At 65.6% G+C, this 15,789-nt stretch carries 12 protein-coding genes; 8 read left to right on the forward strand and 4 right to left on the reverse strand.

From position 1 onward, the window contains the following. Positions 1–15 precede the first annotated feature (15 nt). Positions 16–579 (reverse strand): SCO family protein, encoded by a 564-nt coding sequence (locus tag Q0044_RS10975; RefSeq protein ID WP_298162205.1) that lies wholly within the window; start codon positions 577–579, stop codon positions 16–18. After that, positions 579–1,937 carry an MFS transporter gene (locus tag Q0044_RS10980; protein WP_298162206.1) on the reverse strand — a complete coding sequence of 453 codons (1,359 nt, stop codon included), beginning with the start codon at positions 1,935–1,937 and terminating at the stop codon, positions 579–581. Before Q0044_RS10980 ends, Q0044_RS10975 begins: the two co-directional genes overlap by 1 nt. 182 nt (positions 1,938–2,119) lie before the next feature. Between Q0044_RS10980 and cyoA the strand changes: the two genes are divergently transcribed. From cyoA to Q0044_RS11015, 7 genes are read left to right on the forward strand one after another with little or no spacing between them, the layout of a single operon-like run. Further along, complete coding sequence (cyoA, locus tag Q0044_RS10985; protein WP_298162207.1) at positions 2,120–3,301, forward strand: ubiquinol oxidase subunit II; 1,182 nt, start codon at positions 2,120–2,122, stop codon at positions 3,299–3,301. Further along, positions 3,301–5,325, forward strand: coding sequence for a cytochrome o ubiquinol oxidase subunit I (cyoB, locus tag Q0044_RS10990; RefSeq protein WP_298162208.1), 2,025 nt, complete (start codon positions 3,301–3,303; stop codon positions 5,323–5,325). Before cyoA ends, cyoB begins: the two co-directional genes overlap by 1 nt. A 2-nt stretch (positions 5,326–5,327) precedes the next feature. Then, the gene (gene cyoC / locus Q0044_RS10995; RefSeq protein ID WP_298162209.1) at positions 5,328–5,951 is read left to right on the forward strand and encodes a cytochrome o ubiquinol oxidase subunit III; all 624 of its coding nucleotides are present in this window, start codon (positions 5,328–5,330) and stop codon (positions 5,949–5,951) included. Then, positions 5,948–6,337: a cytochrome o ubiquinol oxidase subunit IV gene (cyoD, locus tag Q0044_RS11000; RefSeq protein ID WP_298162210.1), complete on the forward strand. Its 390-nt coding sequence runs from the start codon at positions 5,948–5,950 to the stop codon at positions 6,335–6,337. The genes cyoC and cyoD overlap by 4 nt, the downstream gene beginning before the upstream one ends. A 3-nt stretch (positions 6,338–6,340) precedes the next feature. Continuing rightward, a complete protein-coding gene (locus Q0044_RS11005; RefSeq protein ID WP_298162211.1) occupies positions 6,341–7,054 on the forward strand; it encodes an SURF1 family protein in 714 nt (237 codons plus the stop codon). Positions 7,055–7,064: 10 nt separating this feature from the next. Continuing rightward, positions 7,065–8,345, forward strand: a complete 1,281-nt coding sequence (locus Q0044_RS11010) for an ATP-binding protein (protein ID WP_298162213.1) — start codon at positions 7,065–7,067, stop codon at positions 8,343–8,345. Continuing rightward, positions 8,342–8,872 (forward strand): response regulator transcription factor, encoded by a 531-nt coding sequence (locus Q0044_RS11015; protein WP_298162215.1) that lies wholly within the window; start codon positions 8,342–8,344, stop codon positions 8,870–8,872. The genes Q0044_RS11010 and Q0044_RS11015 overlap by 4 nt, the downstream gene beginning before the upstream one ends. 211 nt (positions 8,873–9,083) lie before the next feature. On the opposite strand, the gene Q0044_RS11020 is transcribed toward Q0044_RS11015, so the two are convergent. Together Q0044_RS11020 and Q0044_RS11025 are read right to left on the reverse strand one after the other, a co-directional pair. Further along, complete coding sequence (locus Q0044_RS11020) at positions 9,084–11,576, reverse strand: TonB-dependent receptor domain-containing protein (protein ID WP_298162218.1); 2,493 nt, start codon at positions 11,574–11,576, stop codon at positions 9,084–9,086. Between the two features lie 386 nt (positions 11,577–11,962). Further along, complete coding sequence (locus Q0044_RS11025) at positions 11,963–13,861, reverse strand: methyl-accepting chemotaxis protein (RefSeq protein ID WP_298162219.1); 1,899 nt, start codon at positions 13,859–13,861, stop codon at positions 11,963–11,965. Between the two features lie 403 nt (positions 13,862–14,264). Between Q0044_RS11025 and Q0044_RS11030 the strand changes: the two genes are divergently transcribed. Beyond that, positions 14,265–15,356: a DUF2332 domain-containing protein gene (locus Q0044_RS11030; RefSeq protein ID WP_298162220.1), complete on the forward strand. Its 1,092-nt coding sequence runs from the start codon at positions 14,265–14,267 to the stop codon at positions 15,354–15,356. Positions 15,357–15,789: the final 433 nt, after the last annotated feature.

The raw sequence follows: 15,789 nt of genomic DNA on the forward strand, positions 1-15,789 counted from the left end.
GGGACCGCAGATCGCCTAGCCGCGCGCCAGCAGCCGGCGCAGGCTGTCCGTCAAGGCTTCGACGGATTCGCCATAGCTGACCGGCTCGACGAAGGCCCCGTCCTTGTCGAACAGGAAGAGTGTCGACGTATGGTCCATGGTGTAGGAGCCGCCCTCGATCGGGACCTTGCGGTAGTAGACCCGATAGGCCGAGGCGACCTTGGCCACCGCTTCGGGCGTGCCGGTCAAGGCCCGGAAGCGGGGATCGAAGTTCGACATATAAAGCCTCAACTGCTCCGGCGTGTCGCGCTCCGGGTCCACGGAGATGAAGACCACATTCAGCCGGTCCGCGTCGGGGCCCAGAGCCTGCATCGCTGCGCCCAGCTCGCCCAGGGTGGTGGGGCAGACCTCGGGACAATAGGTGAAGCCGAAGAAGACGGCTGAAGGCCGCCCCTCGAGGACCCGTTCGGTCACCCTCGTCCCGTTCGTGTCGGTCAGGGAGAAGGGGCCGCCGATGTCCACCGGGGCCTGCGGCGGGCCGCTGCAGGCCGTAAGCGCCAGGGCGGCGACGAGGACCAGCCCGGCAAGGGGACGCTTCATTACACCGGATCCGCCGCGGTCTTGCCGGGCAGGTCACCGCGCCCGAGCGTGCTGTTCAGCCAGAGAGCGACGAGGGTCACGAGCGCGCCGGACAGCAGATAGGCGCCGGAGGCGATCAAGCCCCACTGCGACGCCAGTCCCAGGGCCGCGAGCGGCGCGAATCCGGCGCCGAACAGCCAGGCCAGGTCCGAGGTCAGAGCCGAGGCCGTGTAGCGGTTCCTTTGCGAGAAGCTCGAGGCGATCACCCCCGAAGCCTGCCCGAAGGCCAGTCCCAGCAGGATGAAACCCGAGACCATGAAGACGAGCTCGCCCGCCGGCCCGCCATCGAGAAGTTGCGGTGCAAAGCCGCTGAAGGCGGCGATGGCCGCCGCTGTGGCCGCCAGAACCGCCCGCCGGCCGTAGCGATCCGCCAGCCAGCCCGAGGCCATGATCGCACAGATGCCGGCGACCGCCGCGGCGATCTCGATCAGCAGGAAGCGGCTGGGTGATTCCTCGGTGAACAGGAAAACCCACGACAGCGGGAACACCGTCACCATGTGGAACATGGCGAAGCTGGCCAGGGGCGCGAAGGCTCCGATGACGATACGCGGCCCCTCCTCGCGGATGGCCTGAAAGACGGGGGTCGGCTGAAGCTCGCGCGTGTCGAACAGGGCCTGGAAGGTCGGCGTCACCACGATCCGCAGCCGGGCGAAGAGCGCCACGACATTGATGGCGAAGGCGCAGAAGAAGGGATAGCGCCAGCCCCAGTCGAGGAAATCCGCCGCTGACAGCGACGTCAGGAAATAGGCGAACAGGGACGAGGCCACGATCAGGCCGATGGGCGCGCCCAGCTGCGGCACCATGGCGTACCAGCCCTTGCGATGAGGGGGCGCGCTGAGCGCCAGAAGAGACGGCAGCCCGTCCCAGGCCCCGCCCAGGGCGACGCCCTGCCCCATGCGGAAGACGGCCAGGAAGACCGCCGCCCAGACCCCGACCTGGGCGTGGCTGGGGACGAAGGCGATACAGACGGTGGACGTGCCGAGGAGCAGAAGCGCGAGCGTCAGGCGCGCACCCCGCCCGAAGCGGCGGTCGAACCAGATGAAGAAGGCGGTGCCGAAAGGCCGCGCGACGAAGGCCAGGGCGAAGACCGCAAACGACCAGGCCATGCCCTGCAGAGGGTCGAGGTGTGGAAAGATCAGACGCGGAAAGACCACCACCGAGGCGATCGCATAGACGAAGAAATCGAAGAACTCCGACGTCCGGCCGATGATCACCCCGACCGCGATCTCGCCGGCGTCGATCTCGCCATCGCTGGCGTTGATCTGCGCGGCGTCGCGCTCGAGTTGGTCTGACGAAAGGTCGGCGTTGATACTGGACATGTCTCCGCGAGGCTCCGGGCTGAGCGGGATGATTTCGCGATCTCTTTCGGCCTTCCGGTCGAGCCGGGGCATTGGACAGATTGTCCAATGTCGCCGCTCGCGGCAAACCCCTAACTCCGCCGATCCGGACCGCCCTCCCCCGATCGGGGTCCGGACCTTGGTATCTTGCAGGAACGGCCCACGTGCGCCCTCACGCCTTCATTCTGTGTCTCGTCGGTCTGTTGCTGTCCGGCTGTCAGGCCGTCGTGCTCGACCCGGCCGGGCATGTGGCCGCCCAGCAGCGCGACCTGCTGGTCATCTCCGTTGTGCTGATGCTGATCATTATCGTCCCGGTGATGACGCTGACGATCTGGTTCGCCTGGAAATACCGGGCCTCCAACACGACCGAAAAGTACGACCCGGAGTGGGACCACTCGACCCACCTCGAACTGGTGATCTGGGCGGCGCCCCTGCTCATCATCATCTGCCTGGGCGCCGTCACCTGGACGGGCACCCATCTGCTCGATCCCTATCGTCCGCTGGACAAGATCGACCACGACCGTCCGGTGCCGGCCGACGTCCGCCCGCTCGAGGTCCAGGTGGTCGCGCTCGACTGGAAATGGCTGTTCATCTACCCGGAGTACGGCGTCGCGAGCGTCAACGAACTGGCCGCCCCTGTGGACCGGCCGATCCGGTTCAGCCTGACCTCGTCCTCGGTCATGAACTCCTTCTACATCCCGGCCCTCGCCGGCCAGATCTATGCCATGCCCGGGATGGAGACGAAGCTGCACGGAGTCATCAACGCAGCAGGCGACTACAAGGGGTTCTCGGCCAACTACTCCGGTGACGGCTTCTCCGGCATGAAGTTCACCTTCAAGGGACTTGATCCCGCCGCCTTCGACGCCTGGCTGGCCGCCGCGCGCCAGGGCGGAGGACGGCTCGACCGCCGGTCCTACCTCGAACTGGCCCGCCCGACAGAGAACGCGCCCGTGCAACGTTTCGCGGCCGTTGAGCCCCTGTTGTGGGACGCCATCGTCAACATGTGCGTCCAGCCGGGCAAGATGTGCATGGGCGAGATGATGGCCATCGACGCCCGGGGCGGACTGGATCTGGACGGCGCCCGAAACACCTTGCCCCTCGTGAACGACCAGTATGCCCGGCGTGGATCCTCCGTCTTCGGCGGCGCGGGCGAGGCCTATGTCATGGCCCTGTGCACGCCGGAAGAAGCCGCCGCGGCCGCCCTGGCCCGCGAACGCCTGTCGCATGAGGCGCTGTTCGCCACGCCGCGTCCGCCGGAACGCCTGCAAGGCGCCGGTCTCACGCGACGCACCCCCTTCATCCCCCAGTCGCCAGTCTTGATGGCGTCACTTGAAACCGCACCCTGATGGCTGAGTTTTCCGCTACTGACCCGTCGGCCTTTGTCGAGGTCTCGCCCTTGCTCGGGCGTCTGACCTGGGCGGCGCTGCCCTACGATCCGATCGTGATCGCGACCTTCTGCGTCGTCGCTCTCGGGGGCCTGACGGTGTTCGCCCTGATCACACGTTACAAGCTCTGGGGCTATCTCTGGAAGGAGTGGTTCACCAGCGTCGACCACAAGAAGATCGGGATCATGTACATGATCCTGGGCATCATCATGCTGCTGCGAGGCTTCGCCGATGCGGTCATGATGCGCCTGCAGCAGGCCATGGCCTTCGGCGGCTCCGAGGGGTATCTGAACGCCCACCACTACGACCAGATCTTCACGGCCCACGGCGTGATCATGATCTTCTTCGTGGCCATGCCCTTGATCACCGGGCTGATGAACTACGTCGTGCCGCTGCAGATCGGCGCGCGCGACGTCTCCTTCCCCTTCCTGAACAACTTCAGCTTCTGGATGACCACCGCGGGCGCCGTCCTGGTGATGGCCTCCCTGTTCGTCGGTGAGTTCGCCCGCACGGGCTGGCTGGCCTATCCGCCCCTGTCCGGCATCGGATACAGTCCGGGTGTAGGGGTCGACTACTATATCTGGGCGCTGCAGATCGCGGGGGTAGGCACGACCCTGTCCGGCATCAATCTGATCGCCACCATCATCAAGATGCGCGCGCCCGGAATGGGTCTGATGAAGATGCCGATCTTCACCTGGACCAGCCTGTGCGCCAACGTCCTGATCGTCGCCTCCTTCCCCGTGCTGACGGCGGTCCTGGCCCTGCTCACGCTCGACCGCTATGTCGGCACCAACATCTTCACGAGCGACTTCGGCGGCAGTCCGATGATGTACGTGAACCTGATCTGGATCTGGGGTCACCCCGAGGTCTACATCCTGATCCTGCCCCTGTTCGGCGTCTTCTCGGAGGTCGCCTCGACCTTCTCGGGCAAGCGGCTCTTCGGCTACACCTCGATGGTCTACGCCACGGTCGTCATCACGATCCTGTCCTACCTGGTCTGGCTGCATCACTTCTTCACCATGGGATCGGGCGCCTCGGTGAACTCGTTCTTCGGGATCACCACGATGATCATCTCGATTCCCACGGGGGCGAAGATCTTCAACTGGCTGTTCACGATGTATCGCGGGCGGGTCCGGATGGAGCTGCCGATGATGTGGCTGATCGCCTTCATGCTGACCTTCGTCATCGGCGGCATGACGGGGGTGATGCTGGCCGTACCGCCCGCCGACTTCGTCCTGCACAACAGCCTGTTCCTGATCGCGCACTTCCACAATGTGATCATCGGCGGCGTGCTGTTCGGCCTGTTCGCCGGCATCAACTACTGGTTCCCGAAGGCCTTCGGCTACACGCTCGACCGCAAGTGGGGCCTCGTCAGCTTCTGGTGCTGGGTCGTCGGCTTCTGGGTCGCCTTCGCCCCGCTCTATGTGCTGGGCCTCATGGGGGTGACCCGGCGGCTGCGGACCTTCGACGACCCGTCCTACCAGATCTGGTTCATCATCGCGGCCGTCGGGGCCTGCATCGTCGCCGTCGGCATCCTCGCCTTCCTGATCCAGATCGCCGTCAGCGTCATGAACCGCGAGAAGCTGCGCGACGCCACGGGCGACCCCTGGGACGGCCGCACCCTCGAATGGTCAACCTCATCGCCCCCGCCGGAGTACAATTTCGCCTTCACCCCGATCATCCGCGACGGCGACGCCTGGTACGACATGAAGCGCAGCGGCTATGAGCGGCCGGTAACCGGCTTCGTGCCCATCCACATGCCCAGACCCACGGGCACGGGCGTGATCCTGGCCGGCCTCTCCGTGGTCATGGGCTTCGCTCTGATCTGGTATATCTGGTGGCTGGCGATCGCCTCGTTCGTGGCCATCGTCGGCTACGCCATCTGGCACACCTTCAACTACGACCGCGACTATCACATCCCGGTCGAGACGGTGCGCGCGACCGAAGACGCCCGTACGCGCGCCCTTGCCAAGGCTGGAGTCTGATCATGGCCGTCGCGATAGACCGATCCAAACCCTTCGCCTTCCATCCCGAGACGGAGCCGCATCATCCGGACGGGCACAGCACCCTTCTGGGGTTCTGGCTCTATCTCATGAGCGACTGCCTGATCTTCGCCATCCTGTTCGCCACCTTCGGCGTGCTGGGCGGAAATTACGCCGCGGGTCCGGGGCCGCGCGACCTGTTCGACCTGAACCTGGTGGCCCTGAACACGGCCATGCTGCTGAGCTCGTCGATCACCTACGGCTTCGCCATGCTGGCGATGTACAAGGGACGACAGGCCCAGACCCTCGTCTGGCTGGCGATCACCGGAATGTTCGGCCTCGCCTTCCTGGGCATCGAACTCTACGAATTCTCCCACCTGATCCATGAGGGGGCGACGCCCCAGCGTAGCGCCTTCCTGTCGGCCTTCTTCACCCTGGTCGGCACCCATGGCCTGCACGTCACCTTCGGCCTGATCTGGCTCTGCGTGCTGATGGTCCAGGTCGTGCAAAAGGGTCTGATCCCTGCCAACCGCCGACGCCTGATGTGCCTTTCGCTGTTCTGGCATTTCCTGGACGTCGTCTGGATCGGCGTCTTCAGCTTCGTCTATCTGCTGGGAGTCCTCCGATGAGCGCCCATCCCGAAACACACGACACCGGCCAGGACGGCCATCACGCCCATGACGGCGACGACCACGATCACGGCACCTATCGCAGCTATCTGACCGGCTTCATCCTGTCGGTCATACTGACGGCGATCCCCTTCGGCCTGGTCATGACCGGGGTCCTGCCGACATCGGCGACCGTCGCGCTCGTCGTCGGTTGCGCCGTCGTGCAGATCGTCGTCCAGATGATCTACTTCCTGCACATGAGCCCGAAGTCCGAAGGCGGCTGGAACCTGCTGGCCCTGCTGTTCACCCTTATCATCGTGGTCATCGTGCTGTCGGGCTCGCTGTGGGTCATGCATCACCTGAACACCAACATGATGCCGGTCCATGACATGGAGGCGATGCGCTGAGCCATGGCGGCCGGGTCCAAGCGCGTCGCCCTTCTGGGGCTCACCGTCGTCGCGGCCCTGATCTTTGTCGGTCTCGGCGTCTGGCAGGTCCAGCGGCTGGCGTGGAAGACCGCCCTGATCGAACAGGTCGAGAGCCGGGCCCACGCTGCGCCGGTCCCGGCGCCGGCCTCGATCGAGGGCCCCGCTGACGCCTATCGGGCCGTGCGGGTGGTAGGTCGTTTCCGCCACGACCAGGAATCCCTGGTCAAGGCCGTGACCGACCTGGGTCCCGGCTCCTGGGTCATGACGCCCCTGGAGACCGATCGCGGATTCACCGTGCTGGTCAACAGGGGATTTGTGCCCCAACAGACCGTTTCGGATAGCGGCGGGACCTGGGACCGCCCGTCCGGTCGCGTCGTCACGTCCGGCCTGATCCGGCTCAGCGAGCCAAAGGGCGGTTTCCTGCGGGCCAACGATCCGGTGAACAATCGGTGGTTTTCACGCGATACAGAGGCCCTCGCCCGGGCCAGGGCCGTCGCAGGCCCCGTGGCTCCCTACTTCATCGACGCAGCGGCCGATCCTGCATCAAGCTGGCCGCGAGGCGGTCTGACCGTCATTCGTTTCTCCAACTCCCATCTGATCTACGCCCTGACCTGGTTCGGCTTGGCGGCCCTGGCGCTGTTCGCCGCCTGGCGTGTGCTAAGGGACCGGACCCGTCCGACGGGCGACGAAGGGTAGACGACGCGACATGACCGGCAATGCGAGCATTCTGGACGCCGCCAATCGTGAGAACCTCCGGCTTCTGATCCTCCTGCGCTGGATCGCCGTCGTCGGTCAGGTCGTGACCATCGCGACAGTCTCCTTCGTCATCCGGATAGACCTGCCGATCCCGGCCATGGCCTTTATTCTGGCAGCGCTCGTGGCCTGGAACGGCGTGTCCATCCTGCGCTGGCGCAGCGGCGCGCCGGTCTCCAACCTGGAGATCTTCGTCGGCCTCCTGGCCGATGTTCTGGCGCTGACCGGCCAGCTCTATCTGAGCGGCGGCGCCGCCAATCCCTTCGTCACCCTGTTCCTGCTCCAGGTCATTCTCGGGGTCGCCATGCTGGAGTTCCGTCTGGCCGGCGCCCTGACCGTGGTCACGGCCGCGGCCTTCATCGGCCTCGCCTTCCGCAGCATTCCGCTGGCGATGTCGGAAGCCCAGCAGGTCGACTTCCTCGATCTGCATATCCAGGGAACATTCATCTGCTTCCTGCTGACGGCCGGGCTGTTGCTGGTCTTCCTCGCCAGGATCGCCAGCAACCAGCGACAGACGGACCAGAGGCTCGCCGAACTCCGACAACGCGCGGTGGAGGAGGATCATGTCATGCGGATGGGGCTGCTCGCCGCCGGCGCCGCCCACGAACTGGGCACGCCCCTGGCCACCCTGTCGGTGATCCTGGGCGACTGGCGCAGGCTGCCGTTCTTCAAGCGCGACGATGATGCGCGCCAGGAGCTTCAGACTATGGCGGCCGAACTCGAACGCTGCAAAGCCATCGTCTCCGGAATCCTGGTGTCCTCCGGCGAGTTGCGCGGCGAGGGCACGGTCAGGACCACGGTGCGCGCGTTTCTCGACGAACTGGTCGGCGAATGGCAGGCCTCTCGCCCCGTCCCGCGCCTGGTCTTCGTCAATGCATTCGCGCCCGACGCCGCGATGGTGTCCGATCTCGCCCTGAAACAGGTCGTCGCCAACCTTCTCGACAATGCGCTGGACGCCTCTCCCCACGAGGTCCGGATCGAGGCCCGCCGCGATGGCGAGGCGCTTCGGATCGCGGTGACCGACGCCGGCCCGGGCTTCGACGAGAACGTTCTGGCGCGTATCGGCAGCCCCTACATCTCGACCAAGAACAAGCCGGGCGGCGGACTGGGGCTGTTCCTCGTGACCAATGTCGCGCGGACGCTCGGCGGCTCGGTCCAGGCTTCAAATCCGGAGGGCGGCGGCGCATGCGTCGTGGTGACCCTGCCCCTGTCTGCGCTCGGACCCACGTCATGACCACGCCCTCCCTGGTCATCGTCGAGGACGACAGCGCCTTCTCGGCCACCCTGGAACGGTCGTTCCGGCGCCGTGGCTATGAGGTCGCCACCTGCGACAGCCTCGCCGGTCTGGAAGCCGTCCTCGAAGGATTTAGCCCGACCTATGCCGTCGTCGACCTGAAGATCGTCGGCGGGTCCGGCCTGGAATGCGTCAAACGCCTGAACGCCTTCGATCCGGCCATGAGGATCGTGGTCCTGACCGGCTACGCCAGCATCGCCACCGCGATCGAGGCGACCAAGCTGGGCGCCTGCTACTACCTGGCCAAGCCCTCCAACACCGACGACATCGAGGCCGCATTCGCCCGGGACGGCGGCGATACCGCGGCGCCTCTGACTGTCCGCCCGACGTCCATCAAGACGCTGGAGTGGGAACGCATTCACGAGACCCTGGTCGAGGTCGACTTCAACATCTCCGAGGCTGCCCGACGCCTGGGCATGCATCGGCGAACCCTGGCGCGGAAGCTGGAGAAGCGAAGGGTTACCTGACAAGCGGAGCCCTCGCACCGTCATCACGCCGCCTTTGCCCGAGACGCTCCGGCGCCGGTCTGCAGTCCCTGCCGTCGACGCCTTGGCCAATACCGGGTGATCGACCGGGCGAATCAAAATGGCCGGACCTTGCGGCCCGGCCATCTGATACGGGTTGCCTGGACGACCGAACCTGGCCGTCAGATCATCGGTCCGTGAAGACGGCCGGTGATCAGAAGTAGAAGCGGACGGCCGCGTTGACGCTGCGACCCGGCAGGGCCTGGACGAGGCTGAGTCCGTTGGCCGGCAGAGAGAACGCAGCCACATCCGTCAGGGCCAGTTCGTCGAACAGGTTGACGGCGTTGAGCGAAACCACGACCCGGTCGATCGGACGGACCTGCAGGAAGGCGTTCACCGTGGTGTAGCCCGGCATGGTGAGCTGGTTCTGGTCCTGGGCGTAGCTTTCCGTGGTGCCGACGATGCTGGCGCCGACGGTGAAGAGGTCGTTCTCATACTGCGGCATCAGCTGGAAGATCACATCCGCCTGACGACGCGGCGTATTGCCGATCAGGGCCGGGTCCGCCGCAGCAGTGATCTCGGCGCTGGTGATCGTCGCGCCGGCCGCGAGGCTGAAGGGACCGCGGCGGATGCCGCCCTCGAACTCGGCGCCCTTGGCCTGATAGCCCTGGGTCAGCAGAACCAGCGAGGTCTGGCCGTTCGCGTCCGGTCGGATCTGCTGGTTGGTCTCACTGACCTCGGCCCAGAACCCGGTGACGTTCGCGAAGAGGCCGTCCGTCCGGTATTTGAAGCCGATCTCGGCCTGGTCGACCGGGTCATAGGCGGCTTCAGAGCGGGCCAGACCGCCGCTGACGGGATCGATGGCCGCCGTGCGCAGGATCTTTTCGGCCGCCGCCCGACCGCCGCTGCTGTAGCGGGCGAAGGTCGAGATATTCTGTGAGATCCGATAGTTGGCGCTGACCGAATACGAGGTGTAGTCGTAGCCGTAGTCGACCGGGATCGCGGTTGAGGCCGTGGGGAAGGCGAAGCTCCGCTCGGCCTCGGACAGGACGCCGTCGCCATTGGCGTCGATCGCCCGGACACTCGTCGCGCTGTTGGTGGTGGTGACGCCGCTGACGTCGCCGCTGTCGAACCGCACCGATGCGCCCAGCGCCAGCTTGCCGATCCGGTAGTTCGCCGAGGCATAGGGAGCCAGGATGCTGTAGTCGACGTCAAACCGGGCGTTCGACCCCGCGCCGGCCGTCGGGCCGAAGAAGTTGTAGATTCCGCCCTGGGTACGGCGGGTGCCGTTGGCGTTGATGATATCCACCGGAGCGGCGTTCCCCCCGCCGACGACATCCTGGAAGAAGGGGATATACTGGCGGTCGAACTGCAGCTCCTGTTCGGCGCTGTAGATGCCGACCGTCGTGGTCAATTCGCCGGCCCCGATGTCCCAGACCCGGCTGGCACGCACGTCGCTGGTGAAGTTGTTCAGGCTGTCGACCTGGCTGTTGACCAGGGTCGAATAGGCGATCAGCCCGTTGCCGTTCAGGGTCGAGGCGTTGGTGATCGTCTGGCCCTGACGGGGGCCGCCGGCATAGGCCAGGGTGCCCGGTCGGGCGCCGAATGCGAGAGGCAGGACCGCGGCCGGCGCGAGGGCCAGCGGATAGTTCAGGACCTGGCTGCCGGACTGGTCGGCGAAACGCATGTTGCTGGAGACGGTCCAGCCCGCGAGGTTGAAGCGCGACTGCAGACCGATGGACTTGACCTCGGCGTGGTTGCCCGTATCCAGGTTCCCCTGGGCCAGGTTCCCGTCACCGTTGAGATACGGGAAGGCGTTGAAGTTGCTTGTGGTGAGCGTGTCGCTCGTGATCGAATAGCCCGGCACGTCCGAGTAGGTCGGATCGTCATTGCTGCCGGAGACGAGCATCGGCGCCGGGCCATAGCCCATCACGGTGTCGTCGAGCAGTTTTCCCTCGAGGCGCACGAAGCCGCCCTCGAACTCCTGGGTGATATTGAACTTGAACTGTCCGCCGTGATTTCCGTCGAAACCGGATTCACGGACGCCCTCGCCCTCCCGGTAGAAGCCGCCGACGTGGAAGCGCAGCGTATCCGTCAGGTGGCCGCCGTAGCTGAAGTCGACGCGAGAGTTGCCGTAATCGAGGCCGGTCGAGACCTGGACCGATCCGCCCTCAACCTCGCCCGTCTGGGAGATCAGGTTGATGACGCCGCCCGGCGCGTTGGAGGCGAAGGTCGAGGCCGAACCGCCGCGGATCGACTCGATCTGCGCGACGTTGAAATCGTAGCGCATGAAATAGTCCGGCGTGAACGCCAGGATGTCGCCGAACTCCAGGATCGGCAGGCCGTTTTCCTGGAACTGGAGATATTTCGCGCCGCTGCCGACCATCGGCAGGCCCCGGATGGTGTAGTTGCCGTTGACCTCGCCCGAGCTGGCCTCAGCCCGGATGCCCGGGATGGTGCGGAAGATGCCGACAATCGAGGACTCGCCGATCTTGATGATCTCGACGTCATTCATCGAGCTCGTCGAAGTGGCGCTGTCCAGACGGTCGCGTGCACGCGCCACACCGGTCACGACCATCTCGTCGTTCGCCCGGGTCCGGCTGGCCTCCCAGGCCGTGGGCCGGGCCTCGGCCTGCGTCGACTGTGCATGAGCCGGCATCGCCAGAAGAAGGGGTGCCAGCGCAGCGGTGAGATACAGGGATTTCAAGAGAGCCTCCGGAATGGGTATTCCGGACTATGTATACAAGAAACGATTATTTTTGGTTAAGTGACACCAGAATACAGGCCTGCCCCGGAAGTCTAAAAGCCACAGCCCAAGGGATCGAGTAAGTATAGATACCTACCTTGATCTACGTAGGAATACGTATCGGATCGGCGTGCGCAGGTGGCCCTCCGGACCGGAGCGATGCGCGGCGCACAGGCAGGCTGCGCTCGTCCGGGGCCAGCCCCCTGACCGACAGCCGGAGTTGCAGACGCGGCTGGAGGATTGGGCTTTCTGGACCGCGGGACGACGTCACTCGAAGCAACCGCGGCTTCGCGCTTCCGCCGTCAGGAGGCACGGCCGGCGAAGACACCGCGCCGTGGGCGGCCGGGCTAGAACTCCTGCCAGTCGTCCTCGATCACGGCGGCTTTCAAGGCGAGCGAGCCGGCCGTTCGCGGGGCCTCCCGTAACGGCCTCGAGAAGGTCGGCGCGGGTCGGCGCTCGCGCTGGCTTGTCGTCACCTGGGGTTCGGCAGTGCGTGTCTTATTGAGGCGGAAGCGGGAGACCAGGGTCGCCAGTTCGTCCGCCTCGGTCGCCAGAATGCGCGCCGCTGCGGTCGCCTCCTCGGCCATGGCTGCGTTCTGCTGGGTCGCGCGATCCATGCTGGCGACCGCGCCGTTGACCTGCTTCATGCTCTCGGCCTGGGTCTGGGCCCCTTGGGCGATATCGACGACCAGGGTGTTCGCGTCGCCGATCCTGGACACGACACGCGCCAGCATGTCGCCCGTCTCGCCGACGCGGTCGACGCCGAGTTTGACCTCCTCGGACGACTTGACGATCAGCTCCTTGATGTCCTTGGCGGCGTCCACCGTGCGCTTGGCCAGTTCACGGACTTCACCGGCGACAACGGCGAAGCCCCGGCCGGTTTCGCCGGCGCGAGCGGCCTCGACCCCGGCATTCAGAGCCAGCAGATTGGTCTGCAGGGCGATGCCATCGATCATCGTGATGATCTCGCTGATCTCCTGTGACCCGACCTTGATCGCGTCCATTGCGGAGATCGCCTGTTCCACGATCGCACGACCATCGGTCGCGTCGCCGTTGGCCATGGTGATCGCGTTGCGGGCATCGGCGGCGCTCCGCGCGGTCCCACCGACCATGTCCGTGACCTGATTGGTCGCAGAGGTTGTTTCCTGAAGGGTGGACGCCTGCTGCTCCGTCCGGTGCGACAGATGCTCCGACGCCGAACAGATCTGGTTCGCGCCCGCCCGAACGCTCTCGGCAGAGCCGGCGACGCCGGCAAGGCTCTCTTCGAGCCCCTGGACGGCCACATTGAACGCCGTCCGCAGTCGTTCGTACTCCGGCGCGAAAGGCGTGCTGATGACATGGGTCAGGTCGCCGGCCGCGAGCGCCTCGAGCGCCGTGTCAAGAGCCTCCACAACATGCCGTTGCGCCGTGTCGGCCTCGGCCTTGTGGCGTTCGGCGGCGAGCTTGGCGGCATCCGCCAGCGCCTTCGCGGCGTCCGCTTCGGCCTTGGCCACTGCCGTGTCGCGGAAGACCAGAACGGCGCGAGCCATGTCGCCCAGTTCATCGGCGCGATCGGCATCCACGACGATATCGTTATCACCGTTGGCCAGCTGCCCCATGGCAGCCGTCAGCGTCGTGATGGGCCGCGCAATCAATCGACTCAACATCGCCGACAGGACCATCGCGATCCCGATCAGGGCGATGCCGCCGACGACCAGGGCGACAATCGCGGTGATGATCGCGGCCTCTTGCCGCGCCACATTCTGCGCGGTCAGCGTCGCCTCGCCTTCGCGAAGCTCCCGAAGCGGCAGAACCGCGTCGCTCACCAGAACCAGTTTGCCGGCATCGCGAACGGCCTGAGCCGCTTCCTCGCGCCCTCCGGCGCGCACCATGGCGATCAGGCGGTCGCCCCAATCCGCGCGCCAGGCCACCGTGGCGACCCGCGACTTCTCCACAAGCGCCTGCTTGTCGGCATCGGAGAGCAAGGCATTCAGCTCGACGACCACGCGGTCATACTCATCACGACCCTCGTAGTAGGAGGTCAGATAGGACTCGTCACCGGTAACGAGGAATCCACGAAACTGGCTGTTCTGACGCAGTATCGCTGTTTCCAGCGACATTGCATTCGCTTCGATCGTGCGAGTCAGATTGTTGCTGTCTATCGAGGCACGGATCATCATTATGGTGCCGAAGAAGACCGCCATCATGATGGCTGCCGACACGCAGATCAGAACGAACGAAAGACTCAACTTCCGCGGAATTTTCATTGCCGACATCATGATACTATCGTTTCGCAATCATCTGTTTGCCCGGCAAATACTTCGGAATGTGCGCGCAACAACGGGACGCCATGAAAGAGACAGCCTCATCAGTCCGGCCAGGCAGCCAAACCTCCGACGCCTGCCGAGCTTTAGGACGGACCCGCTGAATAGATGGTTAAGGCAGCGACGGCTGATGGAGCTAATTTCGGTGCGCCGCGCCCTGAATCGCCCGACTTCAAGCGTCGTTCACCGGGCATTAAGGCTGCGCCTCTAGCTCCCTGATGAGGCGAAGGCGCGCTGGCGCGGATCGTCGTGTCGTGACCGAACGGCGCGAAACGGCCCGGCGCGAATCCTTCCAGGTCAGAGTTGTGTTTCAGTCGGGGCAAGTGCGTATGCGGTTGGTGCATTGATGGTTGGCCTCGCCGCCGCCCCCGAGGATGAACTCTCGCGGCAGGCCGATCGCTGCCGGGCGCTTGGATCGCCGTTCATCGCCGACATTCTTGAAGCCGCAGACAGGCAATTGTACCTGGCGCCGCTCACGGCGGCCGCTGTTCGCAATTGGCCGGGAGACGCCGCCGCAGCAGCGGTCGCGCTGCGGGTCAACGGAGCGCTTCACGCCCTCGCGCGACGCGGATCCCCGCCTTGTCTCGCCGAGCTGTACCGCCACGAGCACAATGACTTCGACGGCGCCGTCGCGGTCGCCCTTTCGCGATTTGATCCGTTTATCGCCGACTGGATCCGGCACCCCACCCAGACCAATGAGGTCGCGCGAGCCGCCTCCATCATATCCGCCCTGATGGCGGCGCCCCTGGGCCGACCGATGCCTTTCGAACTGCTCGAGCTCGGCTCAAGCTGCGGTCTGAATTTGAATCTCGACCGGTACGACTACCGACTGGGGTCGGTTTGCGCCGGCGATCCCCTTTCACCGGTGAAGGTCGCGCCCGACTGGCGCGGACCGCCGCCTGCCGTACGCCCCGTTGACATCATTTCAGCGCGCGGCGTCGATCTGCTGCCGCTTCGTGCGTCGGACCCGGCCGATCGCGAACGACTGCTGTCATTCGTCTGGGCCGATCAGCCGGCCCGGACCAGACGCCTCGATCAGGCGCTGAGGATCGCTATGTCGCATCCGCCGCGCGTTGATCAGGGACATGCAGCGGCCTGGCTGGAGGAACGCCTTGCCGAACCCCAGCCGGCCGGTTGCTGTCGGGCGGTCGTGCACACCATGGTCCTGCAGTATCTGGGCGCTGGTGAACGTGAGCATCTCTCCGCGACAATGGCGAAGGCCGGCAGTCAGGCTTCGCCTGAGCGGCCGCTCATCTGGATCCAGTTCGAGTGGACGCCGGACCGAAGCGCCGTGGAACTGCGGCTGACCTCCTGGCCGACCGGCCGCAGCGTCGTGCTGGCCAACTGTCACCCGTACGGGGACTGGCTGGAATGGCGTGACCTGACTTCGGCCGGCCCGGTCGGCGAAGACGCCGACCATTTGCTGATGACGTCCTGAACGTCCAGGGAACCTGGATTTTCACGGCTGACAGGGGCGAGGGTCTGACGAGCGAGGTTTCTCCAGGGCTCTGACGGGTCGTCTGGCCGAAGGTCGGGCGGCCTGGCGCTGCCTCGGCTGCCCTCACGGCTCGGCTTCGACCGCGACGGCGTGCCTGGGGCGATCGGCGACAGTCCCTGACCGAGGCCTCGCCGACCGGAAAACCGCGTCCATCCCGGGGCGGCCACGCAGTCCATACGGGTAGACGGCGGCGATGGTCGACTGACGAACACCCCTCTCGGGAGCGCCAGTCAGCCCTAGTCGTTCATCCTGTCGCTTATGGCGCTGAGTCCTGCGAGGAGTGTTTCGCTGGTACGGTCGAGGCGGCATCCGCCTGCGAAGATGAGGGCGAGGGCCTGGGCGTGGACCTGGATGGAGGGCCAGTGCCATGTGC

The organism is Brevundimonas sp., assembly GCF_027484365.1.
Classification (GTDB): domain Bacteria; phylum Pseudomonadota; class Alphaproteobacteria; order Caulobacterales; family Caulobacteraceae; genus Brevundimonas.

Excerpts from the sequence above, each read along its gene's own strand:
- Q0044_RS10975 (WP_298162205.1), bottom strand. The coding sequence starts at position 579 with ATGAAGCGTCCCCTTGCCGGGCTGGTCCTCGTCGCCGCCCTGGCGCTT.
- Q0044_RS10980 (WP_298162206.1), bottom strand. The coding sequence starts at position 1,937 with ATGTCCAGTATCAACGCCGACCTTTCGTCAGACCAACTCGAGCGCGAC.
- cyoB (WP_298162208.1), top strand. The coding sequence starts at position 3,301 with ATGGCTGAGTTTTCCGCTACTGACCCGTCGGCCTTTGTCGAGGTCTCG.
- cyoC (WP_298162209.1), top strand. The coding sequence starts at position 5,328 with ATGGCCGTCGCGATAGACCGATCCAAACCCTTCGCCTTCCATCCCGAG.
- cyoD (WP_298162210.1), top strand. The coding sequence starts at position 5,948 with ATGAGCGCCCATCCCGAAACACACGACACCGGCCAGGACGGCCATCAC.
- Q0044_RS11005 (WP_298162211.1), top strand. The coding sequence starts at position 6,341 with ATGGCGGCCGGGTCCAAGCGCGTCGCCCTTCTGGGGCTCACCGTCGTC.
- Q0044_RS11010 (WP_298162213.1), top strand. The coding sequence starts at position 7,065 with ATGACCGGCAATGCGAGCATTCTGGACGCCGCCAATCGTGAGAACCTC.
- Q0044_RS11015 (WP_298162215.1), top strand. The coding sequence starts at position 8,342 with ATGACCACGCCCTCCCTGGTCATCGTCGAGGACGACAGCGCCTTCTCG.
- Q0044_RS11025 (WP_298162219.1), bottom strand. The coding sequence starts at position 13,861 with ATGAAAATTCCGCGGAAGTTGAGTCTTTCGTTCGTTCTGATCTGCGTG.
- Q0044_RS11030 (WP_298162220.1), top strand. The coding sequence starts at position 14,265 with ATGGTTGGCCTCGCCGCCGCCCCCGAGGATGAACTCTCGCGGCAGGCC.